General features: G+C 62.7%; 28 protein-coding genes. 16 read left to right on the forward strand and 12 right to left on the reverse strand.

All coding sequences use genetic code 11. The annotated features are described in order from the left end of the window. Window positions 1–19 precede the first annotated feature (19 nt). The 3 genes from AB7535_RS14640 to AB7535_RS14650 form a co-directional block, all read right to left on the reverse strand. On the reverse strand, window positions 20–172 hold the full coding sequence (locus AB7535_RS14640; protein ID WP_161495735.1) for a hypothetical protein: 153 nt from the start codon (window positions 170–172) through the stop codon (window positions 20–22). A gap of 164 nt (window positions 173–336) precedes the next feature. Beyond that, on the reverse strand, window positions 337–576 hold the full coding sequence (locus tag AB7535_RS14645) for a hypothetical protein (RefSeq protein WP_063983353.1): 240 nt from the start codon (window positions 574–576) through the stop codon (window positions 337–339). 49 nt (window positions 577–625) lie between these two features. Beyond that, window positions 626–781: a hypothetical protein gene (locus AB7535_RS14650; protein ID WP_187387701.1), complete on the reverse strand. Its 156-nt coding sequence runs from the start codon at window positions 779–781 to the stop codon at window positions 626–628. 86 nt (window positions 782–867) lie between these two features. On the opposite strand from AB7535_RS14650, the gene AB7535_RS14655 reads away from it, so the two are divergent. Further along, window positions 868–1,071, forward strand: a complete 204-nt coding sequence (locus tag AB7535_RS14655; protein ID WP_063983352.1) for a cold-shock protein — start codon at window positions 868–870, stop codon at window positions 1,069–1,071. A gap of 325 nt (window positions 1,072–1,396) precedes the next feature. Here AB7535_RS14655 and tnpC read toward each other — a convergent pair whose 3' ends face one another. The 4 genes from tnpC to AB7535_RS14675 all read right to left on the reverse strand — a co-directional run bounded on the left by tnpC (window position 1,397) and on the right by AB7535_RS14675 (window position 4,410). Further along, window positions 1,397–2,926 (reverse strand): IS66 family transposase, encoded by a 1,530-nt coding sequence (tnpC, locus tag AB7535_RS14660; RefSeq protein ID WP_283018506.1) that lies wholly within the window; start codon window positions 2,924–2,926, stop codon window positions 1,397–1,399. Window positions 2,927–2,995: 69 nt separating this feature from the next. Next, window positions 2,996–3,352, reverse strand: a complete 357-nt coding sequence (tnpB, locus tag AB7535_RS14665) for an IS66 family insertion sequence element accessory protein TnpB (protein ID WP_007606730.1) — start codon at window positions 3,350–3,352, stop codon at window positions 2,996–2,998. Beyond that, window positions 3,349–3,801: an IS66-like element accessory protein TnpA gene (tnpA, locus tag AB7535_RS14670; RefSeq protein WP_144030647.1), complete on the reverse strand. Its 453-nt coding sequence runs from the start codon at window positions 3,799–3,801 to the stop codon at window positions 3,349–3,351. The genes tnpB and tnpA overlap by 4 nt, the downstream gene beginning before the upstream one ends. Window positions 3,802–4,233: 432 nt before the next feature. Further along, window positions 4,234–4,410: a hypothetical protein gene (locus tag AB7535_RS14675; protein WP_187387677.1), complete on the reverse strand. Its 177-nt coding sequence runs from the start codon at window positions 4,408–4,410 to the stop codon at window positions 4,234–4,236. Window positions 4,411–4,570: 160 nt separating this feature from the next. Here AB7535_RS14675 and AB7535_RS14680 point away from each other — a divergent pair, with 160 nt between their 5' ends. Continuing rightward, a complete protein-coding gene (locus AB7535_RS14680) occupies window positions 4,571–4,813 on the forward strand; it encodes a DUF6894 family protein (RefSeq protein WP_439036557.1) in 243 nt (80 codons plus the stop codon). On the opposite strand, the gene AB7535_RS14685 is transcribed toward AB7535_RS14680, so the two are convergent. The 4 genes from AB7535_RS14685 to AB7535_RS14700 all read right to left on the reverse strand — a co-directional run bounded on the left by AB7535_RS14685 (window position 4,810) and on the right by AB7535_RS14700 (window position 8,911). Beyond that, the gene (locus AB7535_RS14685) at window positions 4,810–5,040 is read right to left on the reverse strand and encodes an ECs_2282 family putative zinc-binding protein (RefSeq protein WP_063983350.1); all 231 of its coding nucleotides are present in this window, start codon (window positions 5,038–5,040) and stop codon (window positions 4,810–4,812) included. The two genes, AB7535_RS14680 and AB7535_RS14685, sit on opposite strands and share 4 nt — an antisense overlap. 48 nt (window positions 5,041–5,088) lie before the next feature. Further along, entirely contained in the window at window positions 5,089–5,700 is a 612-nt protein-coding gene (locus AB7535_RS14690) for a hypothetical protein (protein WP_063983349.1), read from the reverse strand. Window positions 5,701–6,394: 694 nt separating this feature from the next. Continuing rightward, the gene (locus tag AB7535_RS14695; protein WP_439036558.1) at window positions 6,395–7,585 is read right to left on the reverse strand and encodes a tyrosine-type recombinase/integrase; all 1,191 of its coding nucleotides are present in this window, start codon (window positions 7,583–7,585) and stop codon (window positions 6,395–6,397) included. 333 nt (window positions 7,586–7,918) lie between these two features. After that, window positions 7,919–8,911, reverse strand: coding sequence for a helix-turn-helix domain-containing protein (locus tag AB7535_RS14700; RefSeq protein WP_439036559.1), 993 nt, complete (start codon window positions 8,909–8,911; stop codon window positions 7,919–7,921). Between the two features lie 510 nt (window positions 8,912–9,421). Between AB7535_RS14700 and AB7535_RS14705 the strand changes: the two genes are divergently transcribed. The 6 genes from AB7535_RS14705 (at window position 9,422) to AB7535_RS14730 (ending at window position 15,643) form a co-directional block, all read left to right on the forward strand. After that, the gene (locus AB7535_RS14705; RefSeq protein WP_439036560.1) at window positions 9,422–10,411 is read left to right on the forward strand and encodes a formylglycine-generating enzyme family protein; all 990 of its coding nucleotides are present in this window, start codon (window positions 9,422–9,424) and stop codon (window positions 10,409–10,411) included. A gap of 29 nt (window positions 10,412–10,440) precedes the next feature. Further along, on the forward strand, window positions 10,441–12,078 hold the full coding sequence (locus AB7535_RS14710) for an arylsulfatase (RefSeq protein ID WP_225005100.1): 1,638 nt from the start codon (window positions 10,441–10,443) through the stop codon (window positions 12,076–12,078). A gap of 76 nt (window positions 12,079–12,154) precedes the next feature. Continuing rightward, entirely contained in the window at window positions 12,155–13,174 is a 1,020-nt protein-coding gene (locus AB7535_RS14715) for an AAA family ATPase (RefSeq protein WP_208086753.1), read from the forward strand. A gap of 7 nt (window positions 13,175–13,181) precedes the next feature. Then, the gene (locus tag AB7535_RS14720; protein WP_439036561.1) at window positions 13,182–14,168 is read left to right on the forward strand and encodes a DUF58 domain-containing protein; all 987 of its coding nucleotides are present in this window, start codon (window positions 13,182–13,184) and stop codon (window positions 14,166–14,168) included. A gap of 10 nt (window positions 14,169–14,178) precedes the next feature. After that, entirely contained in the window at window positions 14,179–14,652 is a 474-nt protein-coding gene (locus tag AB7535_RS14725; RefSeq protein ID WP_439036562.1) for a DUF4381 domain-containing protein, read from the forward strand. After that, window positions 14,645–15,643 (forward strand): VWA domain-containing protein, encoded by a 999-nt coding sequence (locus tag AB7535_RS14730; RefSeq protein ID WP_208086756.1) that lies wholly within the window; start codon window positions 14,645–14,647, stop codon window positions 15,641–15,643. The genes AB7535_RS14725 and AB7535_RS14730 overlap by 8 nt, the downstream gene beginning before the upstream one ends. Here the strand turns inward: AB7535_RS14730 and AB7535_RS14735 are convergent. Beyond that, window positions 15,630–15,788 carry a hypothetical protein gene (locus tag AB7535_RS14735; RefSeq protein WP_439036563.1) on the reverse strand — a complete coding sequence of 53 codons (159 nt, stop codon included), beginning with the start codon at window positions 15,786–15,788 and terminating at the stop codon, window positions 15,630–15,632. The two genes, AB7535_RS14730 and AB7535_RS14735, sit on opposite strands and share 14 nt — an antisense overlap. A gap of 60 nt (window positions 15,789–15,848) precedes the next feature. Between AB7535_RS14735 and AB7535_RS14740 the strand changes: the two genes are divergently transcribed. From AB7535_RS14740 to AB7535_RS14775, 8 genes are all read left to right on the forward strand, one after another. Continuing rightward, window positions 15,849–17,159, forward strand: a complete 1,311-nt coding sequence (locus AB7535_RS14740; protein WP_439036564.1) for a VWA domain-containing protein — start codon at window positions 15,849–15,851, stop codon at window positions 17,157–17,159. Window positions 17,160–17,182: 23 nt separating this feature from the next. Beyond that, on the forward strand, window positions 17,183–18,550 hold the full coding sequence (locus AB7535_RS14745; protein ID WP_439036565.1) for a BatD family protein: 1,368 nt from the start codon (window positions 17,183–17,185) through the stop codon (window positions 18,548–18,550). Between the two features lie 91 nt (window positions 18,551–18,641). Further along, a complete protein-coding gene (locus tag AB7535_RS14750) occupies window positions 18,642–20,327 on the forward strand; it encodes an arylsulfatase (protein WP_439036566.1) in 1,686 nt (561 codons plus the stop codon). Window positions 20,328–20,451: 124 nt separating this feature from the next. Next, the gene (locus tag AB7535_RS14755) at window positions 20,452–20,964 is read left to right on the forward strand and encodes a hypothetical protein (RefSeq protein ID WP_439036567.1); all 513 of its coding nucleotides are present in this window, start codon (window positions 20,452–20,454) and stop codon (window positions 20,962–20,964) included. A 32-nt stretch (window positions 20,965–20,996) separates the two neighbouring features. Next, a complete protein-coding gene (locus AB7535_RS14760; RefSeq protein ID WP_014495358.1) occupies window positions 20,997–21,236 on the forward strand; it encodes a DUF3302 domain-containing protein in 240 nt (79 codons plus the stop codon). Further along, the gene (locus AB7535_RS14765) at window positions 21,236–22,177 is read left to right on the forward strand and encodes an HlyD family secretion protein (protein ID WP_085399542.1); all 942 of its coding nucleotides are present in this window, start codon (window positions 21,236–21,238) and stop codon (window positions 22,175–22,177) included. The genes AB7535_RS14760 and AB7535_RS14765 overlap by 1 nt, the downstream gene beginning before the upstream one ends. Window positions 22,178–22,188: 11 nt before the next feature. Then, window positions 22,189–23,208, forward strand: coding sequence for a DUF1214 domain-containing protein (locus tag AB7535_RS14770; protein WP_439036568.1), 1,020 nt, complete (start codon window positions 22,189–22,191; stop codon window positions 23,206–23,208). A gap of 25 nt (window positions 23,209–23,233) precedes the next feature. After that, on the forward strand, window positions 23,234–24,661 hold the full coding sequence (locus AB7535_RS14775) for a DUF1254 domain-containing protein (RefSeq protein WP_439036569.1): 1,428 nt from the start codon (window positions 23,234–23,236) through the stop codon (window positions 24,659–24,661). Window positions 24,662–24,673 lie beyond the last annotated feature (12 nt).

Genomic DNA, 24,673 nt, shown 5'->3' on the forward strand with positions numbered 1-24,673 from the left:
AAGGGAGCAATTTTGCTCATCATGCTGCTTCCAGCCGTGCTACTTTTTCCCGATGCGTAACGAATTGGTCTATCGTGGCGTTGTGATCGTGCTGGGGATGCTGCCGGTAGCGGCTACCGTCATTGGCCTGTTTTTCCTGTAAGGCCGTCAGCTGGATCCCGAGGTTGGTCATTCAATAGGAACGATCGTCCGACAGAAAGATTGAGCAATCGGTCTGTGGCTCGTTCCTAGGTTCGCGCCATCCACCCGGAACCGCTCATCGTCTAACGCGCGTTGGGCGATGGGTCGGTTCTCGTAGGGCCGCCTCGGTTGGCAATGCTTCCGCGCCAGTTCGCCTCAGCTGGTCGCGGGTTTCTTTTTGGCTAACCCGTCTTGGCATGGAACGCCGAAGCTGTCGCAAGTGAGCGCGAAAGCATCTTTCGCCTTCGAGTCTTCAAAGCAGAAGACCATGCCGACGTCGGCCCGATCGATCCACCAGTCGACCTTATTCTCCTTCGCAATTCGGGAAGCTTCTCCGCGCAGTAGATCGAGCTGTTTTCCGGCCGCACGGACGATCAGGCAATTTTCCTTGGGCATAATCGCGAATCCTCAAATGATGAAAGTGCACGGCAGCTTGCGCCGCGGATCAAGCTGGTGAGCCTATCACGTCGTACTCGAATGCCACTCCCTCAGGATCGTTCTCCTCGAACCACGTTTCCGCGGCATCGACCGTCGCGAAGACCTTAATCTGATCGACGTCGCCGACCTGTTTGGCGGTGTTAACGTACACAAAGACGATCATTGATCCCTCTTCAGCTTGCGCCGGGCCAGCCTTTCTTTTGTCGGAATTCCGGCACTAGTTTTCGTTTTCAAATATGGAGAAGTTAAGTGGCTTTGGGGACGGTAAAATGGTTCAACCCGACGAAGGGGTACGGTTTCATTCAACCAGATTCGGGCGGCAAGGACGTATTTGTCCACATCTCGGCAGTCGAGAAAGCTGGTTTCACCTCGCTCGCAGAGGGAGCCAAGGTTAGCTTCGACGTCGTATCCAATCGCGGAAAAGAGTCGGCGGAAAATCTGCGGGTGGGGTGAGCATTTGAAACCGCGACCCAACCGCCCGCCGAGTCACGCTGGCGCCTGTCGCTCTGTCCGCATGTAAGGGCTGCGCTCTCTAGGCCCCAACGATTGACGGGCCTTGATTTGGTCCTCTCAACGCGATTTGGGACTCGCCTCCGGTTCGACGGCCGGTTGGTCGATTTCAGGTGCGGCGGGTTCTCGCACGCTATCGTTGGAAGCTTGTCGGTTTCTTTGGAATGCCCATCCGATCAATCCCGCCAGCACGAGGACAGCTCCGGCGAGCATAAACCAGTGTGGATATTCGATCCTGGAAAGCATCGCTGTTCCGTAAGCGATGTTCTCAGGCCACGCGCCAGCGTTCTTGGGTAGCGAGATAGGCCCAGGGTAGCAGTTCGTCGATCTGGCTGTTCGGGTGGTCGTTGACGATGCGGGTGATGACGTCGGCGAGATAGGCGTGGGGTTCGACGCCGATGAGTTTGCAGGTTTCGATCAGTGAGGCGATGACGGCCCAGTGTTCGCCGCCGCCGTCCGAGCCAGCGAACAGGGCGTTCTTGCGGTTGAGCGCGATTGGGCGGATAGCGCGCTCGACGACGTTGGAATCGATCTCGACGCGGCCGTCGGCAATGAAGCGCGTCAGCCCGTCCCAACGCGACAGCGCATATCGGACGGCCTCCGCGAGTTTGGTCTTCTGGCTAATCAGACCAAGCTTGGCGCGCAGCCAGGGTTCGAACTCGTCGGCGATCGGCCGGCTCTTCTCTTGGCGGACGGCGCGACGCTCGTCGGCGGTGCGGCCGCGGATCTCGGCTTCGATGACGTAGAGCCCGGCGATACGTTCGAGTGCCTCGCTGGCGATCGGTGCGGGACCGGCCGCGGCGAGTTCGTAGAAGCGCCGGCGCACATGGGACCAGCAGAACGCCAGTTCTACGTCACCGCGCTCGGCCAGGACCCGATAGCCGGCATAGCCGTCGACCTGGAGGATGCCGGCAAAACCCGCGAGGTGGACGATCGGCCGTTCGGCCTTGCGATCGGGAGCGTAGACATAGGCGACGGCGGGCGGGTCCGTGCCGCCCCAGGGCCGGTCGTCGCGGGCATAGGCCCAGAGCTGGCCGGTCTTGGTGCGGCCGCGTCCGGGATCGAGCACCGGGGCGGTGGTCTCGTCGGCAAACAGTTTTGGCGACTGCTTCAGCCTCGCGAGCAGTCGCTCATGCACCGGCCGCAACAGGAAGGCTGCCCGCCCGACCCAATCGGCCAGGGTCGAGCGATCCAGCTCGAGGCCCTGGCGGGCGTAAATTTGAGCCTGCCGATACAGCGGCAGATGGTCGGCATATTTGGCGACGAGTACCTGCGCCACGGTGGCTTCGGTCGGTAGCCCGCCCTCGATCAGCCGCGCTGGCGCCGGTGCCTGTACCATGGTCTCGCAGGCCCGGCAGGCATACTTCGGCCGCCTTACGACTAGGACCCGGAACTGGGCCGGGACGATATCCAGTCGTTCGCTCACATCCTCGCCGATCCGGTGCAGCGCCTGCTGACAGCACGGGCAGGCGTGATCGTCGAGGTCGACCAGCATCTCGACCCGCGGCAGATGCGCCGGCAACGCTCCTCTGTTCCTGCGGCGCCGTGCGGCTCGGCTCGATCGCTCGGCAGCATTGGCTGCATCGGTCGCCGCATCACTGCTCGCCTCGACCTGCTCGACCTCCTCCAGGCCGAGCAGCAACTGGTCCTCCGGCAGCGTCTCGGCCCGGCGGCCGAAGCGATGACGCTGCAACTCCTTGATGATCTGCTCGAGCCGCGCGGCGCGCGCCCGTTCGGCCAGCAGCATCGCCTTGAGCGTGCCGGGATCGTCCGGAAGCGTGTCGGCCGTCGTCGCCATGATGCGATTACACCATGCGTCGCGGCATCCCGCGAGCGCGACATGCATACTGATTCACTGTGCCGCAGTTCAACTCGCTTGGATCGGCGACGGTGTCTCGCGCGCGGCGTGGACGCGCTTCCAGTCTAGTCCTTCGAGCAAGGCTGACAGCTGCGCCGCGGTCAGGCGAATGACGCCGTCCTGCACGTTGGGCCAGCAGAACGAACCGGTCTCAAGCCGCTTGGCGAACAGGCACACACCCGTGCCGTCCCAATAGATCAGCTTTACCCGGTCGGCGCGCTTGGCGCGGAACACATACACGGCGCCGGAGAACGGATCGGCCTGGATGCTCTCACGCACCAGGGCCGCGAGCCCTTCGGCACCCTTGCGGAAGTCGACCGGCCTGGTCGCCACCATCACCCGCACCGCGCCCGTCGGACCGATCACGTGCAGGTCTTCAGCGCATGGATCACGGCCGCAATCGTCGCGGCATCCGCGCCGCGGCCGACCCGGACCGCGACGCCGTTGATCTCGAGCTCGATGATGCTGCTGTTCTCGGCGCCCTCGAGCGCCTTCCGGAGGCGTCGGCGCTGCCGCGGTGAGCGCTCCGGCGGCGTGGACGATGGGGTAACGACAGCGGGCACGAACGTCTGCGGCTCGGGAGCCACAGGGATCGCAACCGGCTGTCGCATTTGCCGGCGCCACGTAAACAGCTGTTGCGGCGACAATCCGTGCCGCCGCGCGACCTCCGATACCACGGCTCCCGGGGCCAGCGTCTCCTCGACGAACCGCGCCTTGTCGTCGGCCGAGAACTGCCGGCGTCGGCCGCTCTCCGTGATGACCTCGACCAGACGAACCGAGGTCCTGGGCTCAAGCATATGTTCAAGCTTAGACACAAGCCGATCTCCAATCAGAGATCGATCATTCCTCGCTCGACGCCTTCAATGGAAGGTGGGACCGAAACAGCGCTTACGCTGTTCCCGCTAATGCTCAGTGTTCACCCTCGTACCGCAGCGGCTGGGTAGGCAACCGATCTTGAGCGCGATGGTTTCGACGACTGCTTGTTTTTTGGTCGGAAAGTGCGTCGCCACCAACGACAGAACACCAGCGATGCAGAGGGCCGTCAGCGCGGCGCCCGCAACGCTTACCGCACCTCGCAACAGCAACTGCCCCAACGCCCGCAACATGGCATCCGCATAACCGGGAAATGCTTAACGAATGCCGCGCGCGATCAACGGCGCTCAGAAAAGCGCGTCGCATCGCGCGGCATCCCGTCAGATCAAGGTTCCGCGCAAGCGAGCGCTGTCGGATGACTAGTAGGTGCCCGCCTATTGCGTGCTGAGCGACACGCCAAGAACAAATGCCTTAGCCGCCGTCGCGCCCGGCGTTCGCTTCAACTTCTTTGCGATCTTCGTGACACCAGTCTTTTGCCTCGCAAGTAACTTCAGCGTCTTCAGGTCGTCTTTCGTCCACTCGCGACGAACAGTCTTCTTTTTCTTGGCCAACTCGCCGCTCCTTCATTGATAGGAGCGCGGTCTAACACATGGCGCGCGGTACGCAAATCACTGGTGGACGGCGCTGTTTGACGAACCCTGTCGTTTTTGACAGGTGCGGGCCGTCCCGAGATGTGGGCATGATCGCGGCTAAAGGACGAGGGCCTCGGCTATGCGACGTTACTACTTCCCGATTTTCCACAACGGAGAGACACAGGCGGACGATGTGGGGGAGCTATTTGGCTCTGCTGAACTAGCGGCCCAATACGGCGCCCGTGTTGCTCGGGATATCGCCAGCGATCCCGATTACGATCGGGCTAGTGGCACGGTCGTAGTCGTGCTTGACGGCTCCGGTGCAGAGATCGCAAGGCATGGAGTTGAGGGGCGGGCGGAAGCGGCGGAGGTGAGTGACTAAGTTATCTTGAATCCCTTTACGCCTTTGAATGCCTCTTTGATCTTTCTATTTACGTCGCTCTTAACCAGTTCGACGGCGCGCCTTTTGATGTCACCATAGGGACCAAAGTCGACACCACAATCTTTGCAGGTGGCGTGCGAGTCATCAGTGTGGTTATCGGGCAGGGTGATCTCGGTGCAGCCGCACTTCGGGCACTTGAAGTTCACGTTGATGTTTTCGGTGGTCATTTGGTTCTCGTTTGAGCGCGTTTCGGGATGTTGGCCTATTCCAACATCTCAACCGGCCTTCTGTGTCGTGTAGCCATTGTCGATGATGTAACGGAGAAAACCGCGCGCGCGCGGTGTGATCGCGAATAGCGAACCGTCCTGAGTTCGGGTAATAAGCGTAAAAGATTCCAGAAAATTGAGCCACTGCTCAAAAGTGTAATTCTTGTAGATCTCGGGAAACGCATCCCTTGCTCGCTCATAGAATCGCTTCAGGTCATCCATGGACAGGGGACTTGAATTAAGACGCTCTAAAAGAAGTATCTGGCTGCCAAAAATGAAGTTGTAGGTGCGTTCGAAAAGACCTCCGATCAACAGGCCTGATGATAGTGTGAGCAGCTCACTGTCGTGACTATTCGGGAAGAGCCCTTGGATAATAATTTCGCCTTCTTTTAGCAGGTCGACCGGAATGGCTGCTTCGACCTTCTTTATGGCGTCACTATTCACCTTCGGCGCCGATACATTGGCCTGAGATGGCAGGGGATCGAGCGTCACAGGGCCAACTTTCGTTACCCTTGGGAGCTGAGCGACGATCGCATCGCGGAAATAGTAAGCGATCCAGCTTGCGGCGAACGGCCATGCTGCCGCCTTCACGAATTCGACCAGTAGCTTAAGGTATTCCATCGCCCGTTTCCCCCCAACCCGCCGCCACCATAAGGCGAGCCAATCGGGGAGGGCAACTAGTCTTTGGAATGGACGGCTCCATCCACTCGCCATCTTCGTTGGCCATGCTCTGTGTATGTCCGATTCGATTGACTGGAACGACGATACACCGCGCCGCCTAGCGGTGATTGCCAAACTGGCTTTCCCGATGGAGGGATGGCCGCGAGCAGCCTAAGGCGAGAGGCCGAGCGCGGCCGGCTCGCCGTTGAGCGCATCGCTGGAAAAGACTTCACGTCGTTTCAGGCAATTGCCGAAATGCGGAAGCTGTGTCGCGTTGAGCGGAAACAAACACCCAGCTTTCCCCATGGGGCGTTTTCAGTGAAGCGCTCGGGGGCATCGTGGGCTGTAGCGGACCGGCCGACGCATGGGCGGCGCGCCTGCTAGGGGGGGCTGTACGCGGCCCGTAGCGCGGCCACGGCTGCGCTGCTGACGCGTACCGATGAGAGCCAGATGCGCGCCGTCGCGATTGCCCAGAGCCTGGAATGGGCCATGGAGCGTGAGGACTCGGCGGCACTGCTTAGGGTGGTTGAGGACGTGGCATCCCGGCCTGGGGCGCTCGCGCTATAATCGCAAGACAGATTCGGCGGCCAGTCACCTGACAACCATCAAGCCTGCGCCGCCGAGGCCCGCTCCAGCCGCAAAGCTGGGGCGGGCTCTACTTTCCGCCGCAGTAGGCGGCCCAATCATCCATCAGCGCCCGGCGCTTCTTAAGGGCATCCCCCCGGCGGTAAGCGCGCTCAACGGTATCACCTGCAGCATGGCCCAGCGCGGCTTCCGACACGTAGTTCTCGTGCTCGGTCTCCTCGGTTGCCCAATCCTTGAAGGTGCTGCGGAAACCATGCGTGGTCGCGTCACCACCGCCATGGGCACCGATTACCTTTCCGAAGGTCATATCGGATATAGGTCGGTTGGCGCGCACGCCCGGGAATACTAGGTGATTGAGTGACTGTGCCTTCATCGCCTTCACGATCTCAACTACGCGATCGCAGAGCGGGACTCGAAGCTCCCTCCGTTCCTTCGTGCGCGGGGCAGGGATCGTCCACGTAGCGGCATCAAGGTCAAACTCATCAAATACAGCTAGGCGGGTCTCGGCGCTTCTGGTGGCCGTCAAGATAAGAAATTCCAGCGCTCTCGCGGTTATCGTGTCGGTGCCGCGCAGGCGCCCCACGAAGGCGGGCGCGGCCTTGTAGGGTAGGGCTTCGTGATGGCCGCGCGTGGACTCGTCCGGTTTGTGGAGAACGTGCTCCAGGTTGCCCTTCCACGCGGCCGGATTGTCGCCACTACGCAGCCCCTCAACCTTGGCTGCGTCAAGCACACGCTCAATGCGCCAGCGGAGCTTCTCCGCGGTCTCCTGCTTGGTGCCCCAGAGGGGACGCACAGCCGCCAGCACGTCCTGTATGTCGATGTCCGCCAGCGCCTTGCCGCGCATCAGCTTTACGTGGTTGGTGAGGGTGTTCCGCCAACCGGCCTCGGTCTTGGCACCTCGCCACCGGCCGGCCTTCACGGCGGCGTCTATGTATGTGTCGGCGTATTTGCCGAAGGTCATCACACTGGCCGTCACCTTGGCCGCCTCAATCGCCTCAACGGCCCGGTGGGCGATTGGATCAATGCCACGTCGGAGTAGGGCGCGGGCTCCCTCGGCTCTCTGGCGCGCCTCTCCGAGCCCTATAGTGTGCAATGGGCCAATGCCCATCTCCCGGCGCTTGCCAGCGAAGCGATAGTCCAGAATCCAGTATCGGCCGTTGCCTTTGGTGACCAACCAGAGACCACCCCCATCGCGTAGCTTTATGGATTTGCTCGCCGCTATGCCCTTCACCGTTAGCGCATTTAAGGTGTGGCTCCCCATTTCGTATCCCCGCTAGCTTCCCCGCTTTTTCCCCGCTATCGGGGTACGCGCTAGCAGTAACCGCTATGGACGATATGGGCAATGGCCCTCCTACGTAACTGCGTTATAACGGCTTTTTTGCTCGGCCATATTGAATACGTTACCGGTATGGGCAAGAACAAATATCCAGCCCGGGGAGCCAAAATCCAGCAAATTCAAAGCCTTACACGCGTTGCAATTGCGCAACACTACCTGCGGCCGCCGCGTTGGGCCCGGTGCACGGCTGTGCAGTCGACCGGTGGAGCGGGAATCGGTCGGACCATAGCCGTCCCCCAGCACGGCCTGACCAGGCGCCTATAATTCATGCTGAGAGGGTTGAACCCTCAGGCGAGGGACAGTTCGTCCTCCCAGGGTCTGCGACGGACGTTCCCCGAACATCGCATGGTAATACTGCGAGAACCGCCCGAGCTCGTAGAAGCCCTGCTGCATGGCGACAGCGGCCACGGTCGTCGAGCCCGGCACGCTCTCATGCAGAATGGAATGAACGGCACACAGCCGCTTGTGCCTGAGGAAGCTGACCGGGCCCAAGCCGAACACCTCCTGGAACGCGCGATGGAGGGTGCGGCGCGACACCCCGAGAGCGGCGCAGATCTCCGAGACATGCACCGGGCGCGTGCCGGCTTCGTCGAGATACTCCTCGACCCGGCGGATCAGCCGCCTTGCCGAGGGCAGCCAGCCGGTGTCGTCGGGCGGTAGCGACGACATCACGTTGGCCGCCATGCATTCGACGATCGATCGCTTCCAGAAATCGGCGGTCGAGGGCGTCAGGCCGCTCCTGTAGGTGCGCAGATGTGACATGATCCGGACCAGACGATGTGCGGCGATCGCGCCGCTATTGGGGTCCGCCCGGAAATGGTCGCGCCTGCGCCAGGTGTCGGGATTGCTCAGCCTCGCTTCGCCGCCGAACAGCGATGCGACCTCGTTGATGTCGAAGCGCATGGCGGCGTAAGCGGATCCACCGTGAAAGATTCCGTCATGCTCGAGCAGCGGCGGAATCACGAGCACGTCGTTGAGGCGCATGTCGAAGGACCAGTGGGTGACGCGCTCTTCGGCCGCGAGTAGCATCCCGATGATCAGCTTGTCGTCGCTGGAGACACGCTGCGTACGCATGCCGACGCTGAAGGTGCCGATGCTCAGCGAGAAATCGCCGATGCCGACATGGGACAGCGATCCGCGCAACCGCCCGCGCCCCAGCTGCATGACATCGACGTGCGAGCCGTGAACGGCCTGGTGAAGACCTTCGAAGCCGTCGAGCTTACGCGAATCAACCAGAAGGAATTGGCCCATGGCGCCACCCTGTTACTCAAGCGCGACAATTCTGCGGCAGGCGGCGGCTGAACACCACTACAACGCGAAGTGGGTACGAGAGCCCGAGTTCGCGCTTTGAGGTAAATTATCGCCGAATTTGACGCGAGCTGTGCGCCACATGACGCTGTGGATTGAGGAATTTGCGACATGTGTCGTTAAGCCTCACCGATCGGCGCGGCGTATTGGCACAAACTGCACATCACGGGCATCCAATCTTCGGATACCATTTGCAACCTAGGCGATATCGGCGACGATCGCTCTGCGAACCGCGGGGCGGGGCAGGCGGTATGGTGTTGCCGCGGGCTCGAAGGATGTGCGCAAAAGAGGGAGAGATGCTGACGCAAGTCTACGACACCCATCTCGCACCCTCGGCGCCAAGAAGAGGGGACCAGACAATGCGTCCAGAATGCCGGGCAATGTGCTCTCGTCGACGCCTGCTGAAATCCGCGCCATAGTACCGGGTGGAATACTCGTATCGGAGTTTCCACGATGCTGCGGGCGGATACGGATCACTGCGAGTGGTTGCCGGACGACGTGAAGACCGGCGAAATGGTCTTCATTCCCGGCGGGACCTTCCATATGGGATCCGACCATCATTATCCCGAGGAGGCGCCGAGCCACCGCGTCTCCGTCGACGGTTTCTGGATCGACCGCACCCCCGTCACCAACCGGCAGTTCAAACAATTCGTCAACGCGACCCGCCACGTCACCGAGGCGCAGATCGTTCCCGACCCCAAGGACTATCCCGGCGCGCTGAAGGAGATGCTCTACGCCGGCTCGCTGGTGTTCGAGCCGCTGCCGCGCATCACCGATCTCACCGACTGGAGCCAATGGTGGTCCTTCATGCGCGGCGCCAACTGGCGCCATCCTTACGGCCCCGGCAGCAACATCAAGGGCCTCGACGACCATCCGGTCGTGCATGTCTCCTATAGCGATGCAGCCGCCTATGCCCGCTGGGCCGGCAAGGAACTGCCGACGGAAGCGGAATGGGAGTTCGCCGCGCGCGGCGGCCTCGACGGCGAGGAGTTCGCCTGGGGCGATGCGCTGATGCCCGGCGGCAAGCACATGGCTAACGTCTGGCAGGGCAAGTTCCCCGTCCAGAATCTCCGCGAGGATGGGTTCGAGCGTACCTCGCCGGTCATGGCTTTCCCGCCGAACGGCTACGGCCTCCACGACATGATCGGCAATGTCTGGGAGTGGACCTCCGACTGGTGGTCATCAAAGCATGCCGCCGACGCCGCGAAACCCTGCTGCATTCCCAGAAATCCCCGCGGCGGCCGCGAGGAGGCGAGCTTTGATCCATGTCAACCCGACATCCGCATCCCGCGCAAAGTCTTGAAGGGCGGCTCGCATCTCTGCGCGCCGAACTATTGCCGTCGCTACCGCCCCGCGGCGCGCCACGCCGAGCCGGTCGATACCTCGACCAGCCATGTCGGATTCAGGTGCGTGGTGCGGTCACCCGAGTCTCCACTATCATAATGGGCCTTCGGCCACATAGGGAATGTCACATGAGCCACGACGTCAAAGACAAGGCCGACGCTAAAGCAAATCCGATCGAGAGCGGCCGTAGACCGCTGCTTCGCGGCCTGCTCGCGGTGGCTCTGGTCGCGACGAGCCTGTCGCCTTTCGTCAGATCGCCCGCAGTTGCTCAGCAGCCCAGTACGGCAAAGCCCAACATCCTCGTCATCTTTGGTGACGACATCGGCCAGTCTAACATCAGCGCCTATACGCGCGGGGTCGTGGGTTACAAGACGCCGAACATTGATCGTATCGCTAATGAAGGGATGATGTTCACCGACTACTATGCGGAGAACAGCTGCACGGCCGGCCGCTCCACGTTCATCACCGGACAGGTCTGCTTGCGCACTGGCTTATGCAAGGTCGGTATCCCTGGCGCGCCAGTTGGCTTGCAGGATCGCGACGTGACCATCGCACAGGCGCTCAAGCCGCTCGGCTACGCGACCGGCCAGTTCGGCAAGAACCATCTCGGCGATCGGGACGAGTATCTCCCCACCAAACACGGCTTTGACGAGTTCTTCGGCAACCTCTACCACCTCAATGCCGAGGAGGAGCCGGAGCGCCCGTATTATCCCAAGAACGATACCACGTTCACCAAGAGCAACAGCCCGCGCGGCGTGCTCAAGGCATCCGCCGACGGGAAGATCGAGGACACCGGCCCGCTCAATAGAAAGCGGATGGAGACGGTCGACGACGAGACGACGGCGGCCGCGATTGACTTCATGCAGCGGCAGGCGAGGGCGAACAAGCCGTTCTTCACCTGGATGAACACGACCCGCATGCACGCCTTCACCCATGTGCGCGCGTCCATGCAGGGACAGAGCGGCATGCCAGGCAACGATTATGCGGACGGCATGATCGAGCACGACGGGGATGTCGGCAAGCTCTTGAAGACGCTCGACGAGCTCGGCATCGCCAACAATACGATTGTCATCTACACCACCGACAACGGCCCGAACCAATGGTCTTGGCCGGATGCCGCAACGACGCCGTTCCGCAGCGAAAAAGACACCAACTGGGAAGGCGCATTCCGTGTGCCGGCCATGGTTCGTTGGCCTGGCCGCATCAAGGCCGGCGACGTCTCCAACGAGATGATGTCGGGTCTTGATTGGTTTCCGACCCTGCTGGCTGCAGCCGGCGATACCGACATCAAGGACCGGCTGCTCAAGGGAACGAGCCTCAATGGCAAGTCCGCCAAGGTGCATCTCGATGGGTACAACCAATTGCCGCTACTGACGGGGCAGGGCAAGTCGGCTCGCAACGATTTTTACTATCTCAATGATGATGGCGAAGTCGTTGCCTATCGCTACGGCGACTTCAAGATCGTGTTCTGCGAGCAGCGCAAGCCCGGCGGATTCGAAGTCTGGGCCAATCCGTTCACCTGTCTGCGGGCGCCGAAGGTCTTCAACCTGCGGATGGACCCGTTCGAGCGGGCCGACGTAGTCTCCGACCAGTACTACGACTGGCTCGCCAAGAATGCTTATCTGATCCAGTACGGTACCTGGCGGGTGGCGCCGTTTCTGCAGACCTTCAAGGACTATCCGCCGAGCCAACGCTCCGCTAGCTTCAGCATCGACCAGATGGTCGAGGGGCTGATGAAAACGCTCGACAAGACGGCACCGAAATAGCGCGACAAGCACATGAGCCCCGCCGCTGAGTCTGGCGGCAGGGCTCGTTCTCATCGACAGCAACGCCGATCTTCGCATGAATCAGTTGAAAGCTGTGACAGAGCCGGAATCCTCGAAGAGCTCGCCCGCCCGCGACGCCGTGTTGGAGCTGAAGTCACGGATCGGAAAGTCGGTACTGGGGCAGGATCATCTGGTCGAGAGCATACTGATTGGCCTTCTTGCCAACGGTAATCTTCTGATCGAGAGCCTGCCCGGTCTCGCCAAGACGCGGGCAGTCAAGACGCTGGCAAAGCATCTCGCCGCCGATTTGTCGCGCGTGCAATTCACCCCGGATCTCCTGCCGTCGGACGTGACTGGCGCCGAGATCTACGTCCAGACCGACAAGGGTGGACAGTTTGAATTTCAGAAAGGGCCGATCTTCGCCAATCTTGTGCTCGCCGACGAGATCAACCGCGCTCCGGCCAAGGTGCAGTCCGCGCTGCTCGAGGCCATGGAGGAGCGCCAGGTCACGGTTGCCGGCAAGACTTACAAGATGCCGGACCTGTTCATGGTGCTCGCGACCGAGAACCCGATCGAGCAGGAAGGCACTTATGCGCTTCCCGAAGCGCAGCTCGACCGCTTCCTGATGCATGTCGTCATCACCTATCCCGACGAGGCATCCGAAGGCGAGATCATCCGGCTCAATCGCACCGAGAACGCACAAGCGCCGAAGGATCGCACAGCGGAGCCGCCACCGATACCGCAGCAGGCGATCCTGGACGCACGTGGCGAGATCGACGGCATCTTCGTCTCCGACCTCGTTCAGAAGTACATGGTCGACGTGATCTACGCGACGCGCTTCCCTGGGCGCTATGGCGAGCCCTTGAGCAAATGGATCCAAGTCGGCGCTAGCCCACGTGGCAGTCTGGCGCTGGACCGTTGTGCGCGAACTCGTGCCTGGCTCGATGAATACGATTTCGTGACGCCCGACCATGTGCGCGCGGTGATCCACGACTGCCTGCGCCACCGCATCATCCTCAGCTACGAGGCGGTGTCGCAGGGCGTTACGCCCGATCAGGTGATCGACAAGATCACTGAGCTGGTTGCAGCAGCCTGAGGCCGTGATGACCGAGACATCAGCCAATATGCCAGGTGTCTATGTCGGTCTTCACGAATTGATCGCGCTCGAACATCGCGGACGCAAGGTCTCCTTCCTTCCGCGCCAGCCCGTGCATAGCCTTTTGTCCGGCCGCTTTGCCTCCCGCATGCGGGGCCGTGGCCTGAACTTCGAGGAGATCAGGGATTATCGTCCCGGCGACGACGTCCGCTCGATCGACTGGAAGGTGACGGCGCGCCTGCGCAAGCCCCATATCCGGGTTTTCAACGAGGAGCGCGACCGGCAGACGATCCTGGTGGTGGATCAGCGCCTGTCGATGTTCTTCGGCAGCCGGCATGCGATGAAATCGGTGACGGCGGCCGAGGCCGCAGCGATCGGGGCGTGGCGGGTGCTAGGCGTCGGCGATCGCGTCGGCGCCGTCGTGTTCAACGATCGAGACTGCATCGAGGTGAGGGCGCGTCGTAGCCGGGCGACCGTGCTCCAGATCCTCGCGGCCGTCGTCGCGCAGAACCACGCGCTCGGCGTCGGGCGCGGTCTGGTGTCCGCACCGGCGATGCTCAACACCGCGCTCGATCATGCAAGGCGTCGGGCACCGCACGATGCCGCCGTGATCATCATCAGCGATTTCGACGGCGCGGACGCTGACACGCGCGATATGGTCGCCGCGCTGGCGCGGCACAATGACGTTGTCGCTGCGATGGTCCATGATCCCCTGCAAAGCGATCTGCCACCGTCGGCCAGCATGACGGTGACCGATGGCGAGTTGCAGATCCGGCTCGATGTCGGCCGTGACAGCGTCCGCAAGGGCGTATCGCAGCTCACCCGGGACCGCCTGAAGGGCATCTTCGACTGGACGCGCGAGCTCGGAATTCCCGTGCTGCCGCTGAGCGCGGCGGAGGACACCGCTGCGCAGCTTCGGCGTCTTCTTGGTGGTCTGCCGGCCGGTCGTGGCCGCGCGGCCCCGCATAACCAGACGGGGGCGGCCCTTGGCTGAGGCTACGTCCGTGACTGCCGACCCGGTGGCCGGCCTGATCGACTTTCCGCTGCCGCGCGAGGTCAGCCTTTGGCCACAGACCTGGGAGGCGAGGCTTGCGATCGCCCTGCTGCTCGCGGCCATCTGCGCTACCGTGTGGCGCGTGACGCATCTGCGCCGCGTCAACCGCTATCGCCGCGAAGCGCTCGCGGAGCTTGATAGCATCGAGCATGCGCGCAATTCGGTGCCGTCGGAGCTGTTGTCGAAGCTGACCTTGCTGGTGCGGCGCACGGCGCTCGCGGCCTTTCCGCGCGAGCGAGTGGCGCCACTGGTCGGGCCGGCATGGCTGGCCTTCCTCGATCGCAGCTATGGAGGCGAGGAGTTTTCTCACGGCGTGGGCCACCTGCTCGCGAGCGGTCCTTATCGGCAGATTCCGCCCGATGGCGCCGATCTGCAATCGCTGGTCCGTCTCCTGCGCCGCTGGATCAGGGGGCATCATGCTTGAATTCGCCTGGCCATGGCTGCTTCTGCTGTTGCCGCTGCCAGTCCTGGCGTGGTGGCTGCTGCCGCCATACCGAGCACGCCAGGCCTCGATCCAGGTGCCCTTCTTCGACAGGCTGGCGGCGGCGACTGGACAGACGCCACAGCGCGGTGCGGTCGTCCTCGAACGCCGCGCCGTCCAGATGGTCGCGGCGGTGGCCATCTGGACGCTGCTGGTTGTGGCGCTGGCCCGGCCGCAATGGGTCGGCGACCCGGTGACCCGCGAGGTCTCCGCGCGCGATCTGATCCTGGCGATCGACATTTCGGGATCGATGGACCAGCTCGACTTCAAGGCGCCGGACGGTACGACGCTCACGCGTCTCGACGGCATCAAGCGTGTGGTCACAGACTTCATCGCCCGCCGCAAGGGCGACCGTGTCGCCCTGATCCTGTTCGGGACCAGGGCCTATGTGCAGGTGCCATTCACGCAAGACCTCCAGACGGCGCAGCAATTGCTCGATCAGGCGAGGGTCGGCATGGCCGGCCAGCAGACGGCGATCGGCGACACGATCGGTCTTGCCATCAAGACGTTTGCAGCCAGCATGGCGAAACAGAAGCTCCTGATCCTCCTGACGGACGGCAACGATACGGCGAGCCGAGTGCCGCCCGAGCACGCCGCCGATATCGCTCGTCAGAACGATGTCACGGTCTACACCATCGGCGTCGGCGATCCCGCCGCCTCGGGTGAGAACCGCGTTGACCTCGCCGTCTTGCAGCATGTCGCAGACACCACCGGAGGGCACTTTTTCCGCGCCGAGGATGGCGCGCAGTTGCAGGCGATCTATGCCGATATCGATCGCCTCGCGCCGGCCAAGCTTCAGACCTTGTCATGGCGGCCGAAGCTGCCGCTGTTTCAATGGCCGTTCGGCCTGGCCATCGCGATCGGTCTGCTCTTGTGGCTTTGTCTCCTGCTCGGCAGCGAGTGGCGCCGGATGCGGAGCATCAGCCATGCGTGACGCAGCCACCATGTCCTTCCATCTCTTGCGCCCACTCTGGCTGCTCGCGCTGATCCCGCTCGCTGCCGTGTTTGCCGTGCTGCTTCGCCGGCAGGATGTGCGCGCGCAATGGGGTGGCGTGATCGCGCCGCATCTGCTGACGCATCTCATCGTGCGGCCGGGACAAGGGCGCCAAATCAACCCGCTCTATCTCGTCGCGTCCGGCATGTTGCTCGGCATCATTGGCCTGTCCGGTCTGACCTGGCGCCGCGAGCTTCCGCCCTTTGTCGAAGACAAGGCACCGTTGATGATTGCGCTCGCAGTCGGGTCGTCGATGAATGCGACCGATGTGGCGCCCTCGCGCCTCGAACGCGCCAAGCAGAAGATCAGGGATCTGCTTGCGGCCCGCGCGGGCGCCAGGACCGGGCTCGTGGCCTTTGCCGGCACCGCGCACCTGGTGATGCCGCCGACCGACGACCGCTCCGTGATCGAGCCGTTTCTGGCCGCGCTTGAGCCAGGGCTAATGCCGGCGGACGGTAAGAACGTTGCGGGTGCGGTCGCGCTGGCGGCCGACGCGCTGGCGGCCGAACCGGTTCCCGGAACGGTCCTGCTGGTCGCGGACGATCTCGGGACCGCGGATGCAGCCACGGTCCGGCAGGCTGCCGGCCGCAATGGTCTCGTTATATTCGCGGTCAGCCCGGACACATCGGCGCTGCTGGCCGGCGCGGACGTCATCCGGGTCAGTATCGACGGCTCGGACATCGTACGACTGGAGCGCCGGATCGAGACGCGTTTCCAGGCCGCCCAGGGGGATGCGTTCGGCATGCAATGGCGAGATGAGGGCTATTGGCTGCTGCCGCCGCTGGCGCTGTTGAGTCTGCTCTGGTTCCGGCGCGGTACGACGGTGGCGTGGGTCCTGGCTCTCTTCATCGTGACGCACGCCAGCGCTTCGAGAGCCGAGGAGACATCGCGCTTTACCAATCTTTGGCTGACGCCAGATCAACAGGGACGGCTTGCATTTGACCGTGGCGACTATGCCGCCGCGAAAACGACGTTTGCCGATCCAATGTGGCGCGGCATCTCGGCTTACCGCGCATACGATTTTCTCGCCGCTGCCGAGGAATTTTCGCGCGTTGACACGCTGGAGGGGAAATTCGCGCTGGGCAACGCGCAGGCGCAGAACCACGCTTATGAGAAAGCGCTCAAGACCTATGACGAGGTGCTCAAGGCGCAGCCCGGCAACGCCACCGCGAAGACGAACCGCGCCATCGTTCAGGCGGCGCTGGATGCGCGTGAAGCCAAGCGCCGCAAGCAGGAGCAGGATGACCCTGCACCGCCGGATGAGAAGGCCGACGAGATGCGCGTAGATCCCAATCAGAAAGGCGGAAAGAAGATCACGGTCACACCGCAGGACGTCACCACTGCCGGCGCCGCCGAAGCCTGGATGCGTCAGGTCCAGACCTCACCTGCGGATTTCCTCAAACTCAAATTCGCGATCCAGGCGGCCGCTCCAACCCAGGGGAGGGCGTCGCAGTGAGAGTTTGGATCGGCTTCATCGCCTTGCTGCTCGGCGGCGCGCTCCCGTCGCAGGCTGTGTATGCGCAGCAATCAGTGGCGCTCGAGCCGATCGTGCAGGTGACCATCGACCCGCCGCGAGTCGTGGTTGGGCAGAAAACCACGTTGAGTGTCATGGTCCTGGCGCCGAACTACATGACGTCGCCGCCCGAACTGCCGGATTTTCAGGTGCGCAACGCGGTGACGCGACAATTGCAGAGCGTCAACACCAGCGAGCAGCGCGATGGCGTGCCCTATGCCGGTGTGCGGTTTGAATACGCGATCTCGCCGCAGGAGCCGGGGTCCTACGCCGTCGCCGACCAGAGCGTCAGGATCAAATATGCGGCCGAGCCGCCAGCCACCCGTGAGGTGGCTGTCGCGCTGCCACGCGTGTCATTCGAAGCATTCATTCCGGATGCGGCGAGCGCGCTTCGCCCGTTCGTATCGGCCAACAGCCTGACCGCCGAGCAGGACGTCAAGCGTTCGTCTGACCCGCTCAAGGCCGGTGACGCCGTGACACGAACCATCACCATCCGGGCGGAAGGCACGCCGGCGATGCTGCTGCCGCCTCAGCAATTCCCGTCTGTCGATGGCTTGAAGCTTTATCCGGCGCAGCCGAAGCTCGAGGACAAGGTCGACGGGCGCTCCGACGTCATGACGTCGACCCGCGTCGATTCTGCAACGTATATGGTGGAGCGGGCAGGTGATTATGCGCTTCCGTCCGTCGATATCGGCTGGTGGAATGTCGGTAGCGGCAAGGTCGAGCAGGTTCGTCTCGAGGCCGTGCCTCTCAAGGGAATCTTGACCTCGGCGGTGGCGGGTCCAGCTTCTTCGAACCAATTCGCTCGGCGGTGGACGTGGGATAGCATCGTCGACCTTATCTTCGACCACTGGCTGACGGCCCTGCTTGTGGTGGCCGCCACGGCCGGGATCGCTTGGTTTGCGCCTCGTATGGCACGTCGCGTTTCGGCCAGTCTTCATCGTCGGCACCAGGCTTATCTTCAGTCGGAGGCGTTTGCTTTCAGCCGGCTGCGCCGTGCGATCCGCCGTCGCGACGCAAGAGCATCCTATTTCTTGCTGCTTGAATGGCTGCCGCATCTCAACGCGACGCAGCCTCCAATCACGGCTGGAGCTTTCAAGGCCGTCGCACGCGATCCGGAGCTCGACCGCCAGCTTGATGCGATCGAGAGCGAGTTGTTCGGAAATCGGCACAATCCGGCTCATTGGTCGCCACGCCGGCTGCTGCACCGCGTGGTCGCCGCCCGCCGCAGGCTGCGCCCACGCGCCGGAAGCCGGGCCACGACAGGTCTGCCCCCGCATTTGAACCCGGTCGGGACCCCGAAGGTCACCGCGTATCGAAAGCCCGCGAGATAAGCAAAAGACAGGAGCTCACTCAGACGGAACGGACGATCTAGATTCGCCCTCATCCACGACAACCAAGATCGAATAAATCAGGGAGCGTCGAATGATCAACGAGACGAAGAAGCAGAATAATACCGTTGTTGATTCAACCCGTGGCGACCATTCGGCGATTCATCGCCGCGCCGTGCTGCTTGGTACATCGTCCATCGTCGCAACAGCGGCGCTGACATCGCAGGCATTGGCGCAGGCTCAGAAGGCGGCCCCTTCGGCGGCGCCGGCTGCTGCGCCCACCGCGGGCCGCAAGCCCAACATTCTCGTCATCTTCGGCGACGACATCGGCATTCCCCAGATCAGCGCCTATACCATGGGTATGATGGGCTATCGCACGCCCAACATCGACCGCATCGCGCGCGAAGGAGCCATCTTCACCGACTCCTACGGCCAGCAAAGCTGCACCGCCGGCCGCGCCTCGTTCATCCTGGGCCAGGAGCCGTTCCGGACCGGCCTCCTCACCATCGGCATGCCCGGCGATCCCCATGGCATTCAGGACTGGATGCCGACGATCGCCGACGTGATGAAGACGCAGGGCTACGCCACGGGCCAGTTCGGCAAGAACCATCTCGGCGACCGCGACGAGCATCTGCCAACCAAGCACGGCTTCGACGAGTTCTTCGGTAATCTCTATCACCTCAATGCGGAAGAGGAGCCGGAAGGCTATTTCTATCCGAAGGATCCCAATTTCCGGAAGCAGTTCGGGCCGCGGGGCGTGATCAAATCAACCGCGGACGGAAAGATCGAGGACACCGGCCCGCTCAACACCGCGCGAATGCCCACGGTTGACGAGGAGTTCCTGGGCGCCGCCAAGGATTTCATTGGCCGGCAGGCTAGGGCGGACAAACCGTTCTTCGTCTGGTTCAACTCGACGCGAATGCACATCTTCACGCATCTCAAGAAGGAGTCGCTCGGCAAGACGGGCAAGGGCATCCACGCCGACGGCATGGTCGAGCATGATGGAATGGTAGGCGAGTTGCTCAAGCAACTGGACGATCTCGGCATCGCCGACAACACCATCGTCCTCTACACCACCGATAACGGCGCCGAGCTTGCTCTGTGGCCCGACGGCGCGCAAACGCCTTTCCACGGCGAAAAGGGTACGACATGGGAAGGTGGCATGCGCATTCCGATGATGGTGCGGTGGCCGGGCGTCGTGAAACCGGGCACGCAATACAACGAGATCATCTCGCTGATCGATTGGTTCCCAACTTTGTGCGCCGCGGCGGGAATACCTGACATCAAGGAGAAGATGAAGGCGGGTTTCACCGCCAGCGGGAAAAACTTCAAGGTTCACCTCGACGGCTATAACTTCCTGCCCTTTTTCAAGGGTGAGACAACGACGCCGCCGCGGGATTCGCTCTACTACTTCGATCAGGGCGGCAATCTCAACGCCATCAGGTGGAACGATTGGAAGCTGAGCTTTGCAATAGCGTCCAAGGGAAACATTGCGACCGCAACCCGCGAAGTTCCCTCATGGGCGCTGATCGCAAACTTGCGCATGGATCCTTACGAGCGCGGCATGGAGGAAGGCGGAGGAGCCATCCAGTTCCTGGCCCAGAACATGTGGCTGATCGTGCCGGTGCAGGGAAAGATCAAGGAGTTCTTCGCCGACTTCGATCAGTTCCCCTTCCAGGAGGGCAGCTCGCTGAATGCGAGCGGGATCAACTACGGCCTGCTCCGACAGCAGGCAGCATTAAAGCGACTTGGTGAGATCGAACGCATGAAGCCACAGTAGCGTGAGCGCAATGGGAGGAAGCAAGGGCATCATGAGGGCTCGCAGCAGCACAGGAACATCGCAACGACGAGGACGATTGCTGCGGGCAATGTTCAACAATGAAGTGATAACAGTGGGAGACACAATGATGCCTGAGCGTGTGCGCATGCTTCCGTTAACGAGCTGCCTGCTGGCACTGGCGACCGGCGTTTCTCTGCCGGTCGGAACGGTGTCGGCGGCGCCGCTCCAGCCAGCGGCAATCCAGCAGGGCGCGACTGGACCATCCGATCTGATCGAGGTGCGTGCCGCTGTTCGCCGCGGCGGGGCCGCCATGGGGCCGCGTGGTGGGGCCGTGGTCCATCGTGGCGGCGCCGTGGTCGGCCCCCGAGGCGCCGCCTATCGCGGCCGGACCGCAGTGGTCGGACCGCGCGGCAACGTCGCCGTCCGCAGCACCACGGCTGTGGCCGGGCGCGGCGGCTGGGCGCGACCCGGCTATTACCACTGGCCGAGGGGCGGCGCGATCGCCGCCGGTGCTGCGATCGGCTTCGTGACAGCGGCCACGGCTGTGGCCTGGGCGGGTGCTGCGCCCGCGCCGGGGATGTGCTGGTACTACACCGATCCATCCCGCACGCAGGGTTTTTGGGACTACTGCCAATGAAGGCACGTCACTGACGCAATGAGGCGGCGGTCATGAGCGGCTACGACATCTTCGCCTGGATCGTGTTGGTGATCCTGCTCGCCAGCGCGATCGGCGTGGTCTGTATCGCGGGCTGGCTGCCCGGCCACATCGCGAAGTCGCGCAACCATCCTCATGCGCAGGCAGTGACTGTCGCCGGCTGGATCACGCTGTTCTTCGGCTTCGCGCTGTGGCCGATCGCGTTGATCTGGGCCTATCTCGACGTGCCCGCACGCAAGGCGGGAGATGCGTGATGGGTGTCGCGCTCTTCAATACCTATCTGGTGCTGCTGTTCCTGCTGGTGCATTTCGGGATCGTACGCTTCAACCTGTTCTGGAAGGCGTCGCCCGCGATCGTGCTGGTGCTGCTGCTGTTCGGACTGCTGATCCCGATGGGGTGGGGCGCACCGCAGGGCAATGCGCTGGTCGTGCGCAATGCAGTCTCGATCGTGCCTGATGTGGCGGGCGAGGTGACGGATGTTCCGGTTCTCGCCAACGCGCCGTTGAGGGCAGGCGATGTCCTGTTCAAGATCGACCCGACGCCTTACGCGGCGCAGGTCAAGGCGATCGACGCGCAGTTCAAGCTCGCCAAGACGCGCCTCGGCCAGATGACGCAGCTCTACGAGCGCGACGCCGGCCGCGGCTTCGATGTCGAACAGCGGCAATCGGAGGCCGACCAGCTCTCCGGCCAGCTCGAGGCCGCGCAGTGGAATCTCGACAAGACAGTGGTGCGCGCGCCGGCCGACGGCTACGTCACCAATCTCGCGCTGCGCAAGGGCGCGCGCGTGGCGAACCTGCCGCTGGCGCCGGTGATGGCGTTCATTGACGTCTCAAGCACCATCATCGGCGTCGAGATCAACCAGAACGATGCGCGCTACGTGGCGCCCGGCCAGGAGGTCGAGGCCACATTCAAATTCGCACCTGGGCAGATCTACTCCGGCAAGGTCGAGAGCGTGCTCCAGGCGATCGCGACCGGACAGGTGCAGACATCGGGCACGGCAGTCCTGCCGAAAGCCATCGAGGCCGCCCCCTTCGTCGTGCGCGTCAAGCTCGACGACGCCGATTTCGTCAAACGGTTGCCGGCCGGCAGCGCCGGAACGGCTGCGATCTACACCGATCACGTCAAACCGACCCACGTCGTGCGCCGCGTGATCCTGCGGCAGGTCGCGATCCTGAATTACGTCAATCCGTTCTAGCGAGAGGGCGCATGAAAAGAGCAGTGCTGACGGCTTCGTTCCTCATCCTCACCTCGGCCACGCAGGCGCAGTCGCCGGTCCCGGTGACGGTCGATAATTTTGGGCGCGCGGAATCCGACCTGTACTTCGGCAACGGCGTCAAGGACGCCGGTGGCATCGGCAAGCTGTTTCACCATCGCGAGCCGATGGCGATCGATAAGCAGGGCGTCATCCGGTCGAATCGTGACACGCTGTACTCCATGGCCGTCGTTGATCTCGATGCGGGACCGGTAACGATCAAGTTGCCGGACGCTGGCAAGCGGTTCCGGTCGTTGATGGTGGTCAACGAGGATCACTACATCGTCGGCGACATAGAGTATCGCGCCGGAAGTTACACCTACGATCGGAAGAGGGTCGGCACACGCTATGCGCTGATCGGGCTTCGAACCCTCGTCGATCCCAACGATCCCAAGGATGTCGAGAAGGTCCGCGCAGTCCAGGACGCCGTCACGATCAGCCAGAAGGCCCCGGGCAAGTTCGAGATACCGAATTGGGATCCGGTCAGCCAGAAGAAGGTGCGGGACGCGCTCCTGGTGCTGTCGTCAACCGCAGGCGGCTTCAAGGATGCGTTTGGCGCCAAGGGGCAGGTCGATCCGATCCGGCACCTGATCGCGACCGCCGCGGGATGGGGCGGCAATCCCGACAAGGACGCCACCTATCTCAGCGTCACCCCCGAGAAGAACGACGGCAGCACCGTCTACAAGCTGACCGTCCCCGGCAATGTGCCGGTGGACGGCTTCTGGTCGATCAGTCTCTACAACGCCGAGGGCTATTTCGAGAAAAACCCCTACAACGCTTACTCGCTCAACAATCTGACGGCGACGAAATCAGCCGACGGCTCCACGGTGGTCCAGTTCGGTGGCTGTGACGGCAAGATCCCGAACTGCCTGCCGATCATGAAGGGCTGGAACTACACGGTGCGACTCTATCGGCCGCGTGCCGAAATTCTGAACGGCAAGTGGAAATTCCCCGAGCCGAAGCCGGTGAGCTGAAGGCTGAACGAGATTGGAGGCTGTCATGAGACACGCAATCGCAGGCGCCATCGCCATGACACTGATGACAGCGAGCGCGCATGCGCAGAGTCTGTCGCCGGATGAGGTTGCCGCGCGCACTATCCAGCGTCGCGCAGTCGAGGCGATGATCTGGGGCATGCCGGCGGTGAATGCCGATCTCATGCTCCAGACCATGCTTGGGACGACCAAGGCAAAGCCGAACGAGATCATTTACTGGTCGAAGCCGGTGAACTGGAAGAACCAGACGCTGACGCCCAATCCGGACTCGATCTATCTGATGTCGTTCTGGAACGTGAAGGACGGCCCGGTCGTGATCGACATTCCGCCCGCGCAAGGCGGCTCGATCGCGGGCAACATCGTCACGGCGTGGCAGATGCCGCTGGAGGACGCAGGTCCCGAAGGCGCCGACAAGGGGCAGGGCGGCAAATATTTGATCCTGCCGCCCGGTTACCAGGGCGACGCGCCCGCGGGCTACATCTCGCTTCAGTCGGACACGTTCAGCGGCTTCGCGCTGCTGCGCTCCAATCTCGCAAGCCACGGCGATGCCGACGTGGCGAAGTCGGTCTCCTACGGCAAGCAGGTCAAGGTCTACCCACTCGCGCAGGCGAAGGATCCGCCGCAGACCAATTTCACTGACGCCTACGACGTGCTGTTCGACTCCACGATTCCCTTCGATGCGAGCTTCTATCGCAGCCTCGACCGCGTGGTGCAGAACGAGCCGTGGCTCGATCGCGATCGGGCCATGATCGACCAGCTCGCGAGCATCGGCATCGAGAAGGGCAAGGCTTTCAATCCGGATCAGAAGACCGTCGCGCTGCTCGATCAGGCCGCCCGCGAGGCCCATGCGATACTCGAACAGCGCTACGACGCCGGCTTCGCCGTAATCAACCCGGGCATCCGCTGGTTCCCGGCTGCGGTAGCGGAGATGGTCAAGGCGGCGAGTACTGGATACGCCGATCCGAACACCTATCCGGTCGACATGCGCGGCGTCTCCTACACGCTTGGCTTCACCGGTATCAAGCGACTGGGCACCGCGCAGTTCTACCTGTTGGCCAACAAGGACAGGGATGGCCAGCCGTTCGACGGCGCCGCCACCTATCGCCTGACGGTGCCCGCCAACGCGCCGGTCAAGCAATACTGGTCCGCAACAGTCTACGACCGCGAGACGCACGCGCTGGTGCGCAACATGCCGAGCGCAAGCCGGGCTTCGATCAGCCCGGGCATCCAGAAGAATGCCGACGGTTCGGTCGATGTCTATTTCGGTCCGAAGGCGCCGGAGGGCAAGGAAGCCAATTGGGTGCCGACCGATCCGGCGCGGAAGTTCGAGTTGCTATTCCGCCTCTACGGGCCCGAGCAGCCGCTGTTCGACCACAGCTGGAAACTGCCCGATGCCGAGCGTGTCGCCGCCACGATCGGGGGCGCCAAGAAGTAGTGCAATTGGGCG

It is taken from the genome of Bradyrhizobium sp. 956_D2_N1_4, assembly GCF_052076025.1.
Taxonomy (GTDB): domain Bacteria; phylum Pseudomonadota; class Alphaproteobacteria; order Rhizobiales; family Xanthobacteraceae; genus Bradyrhizobium; species Bradyrhizobium barranii.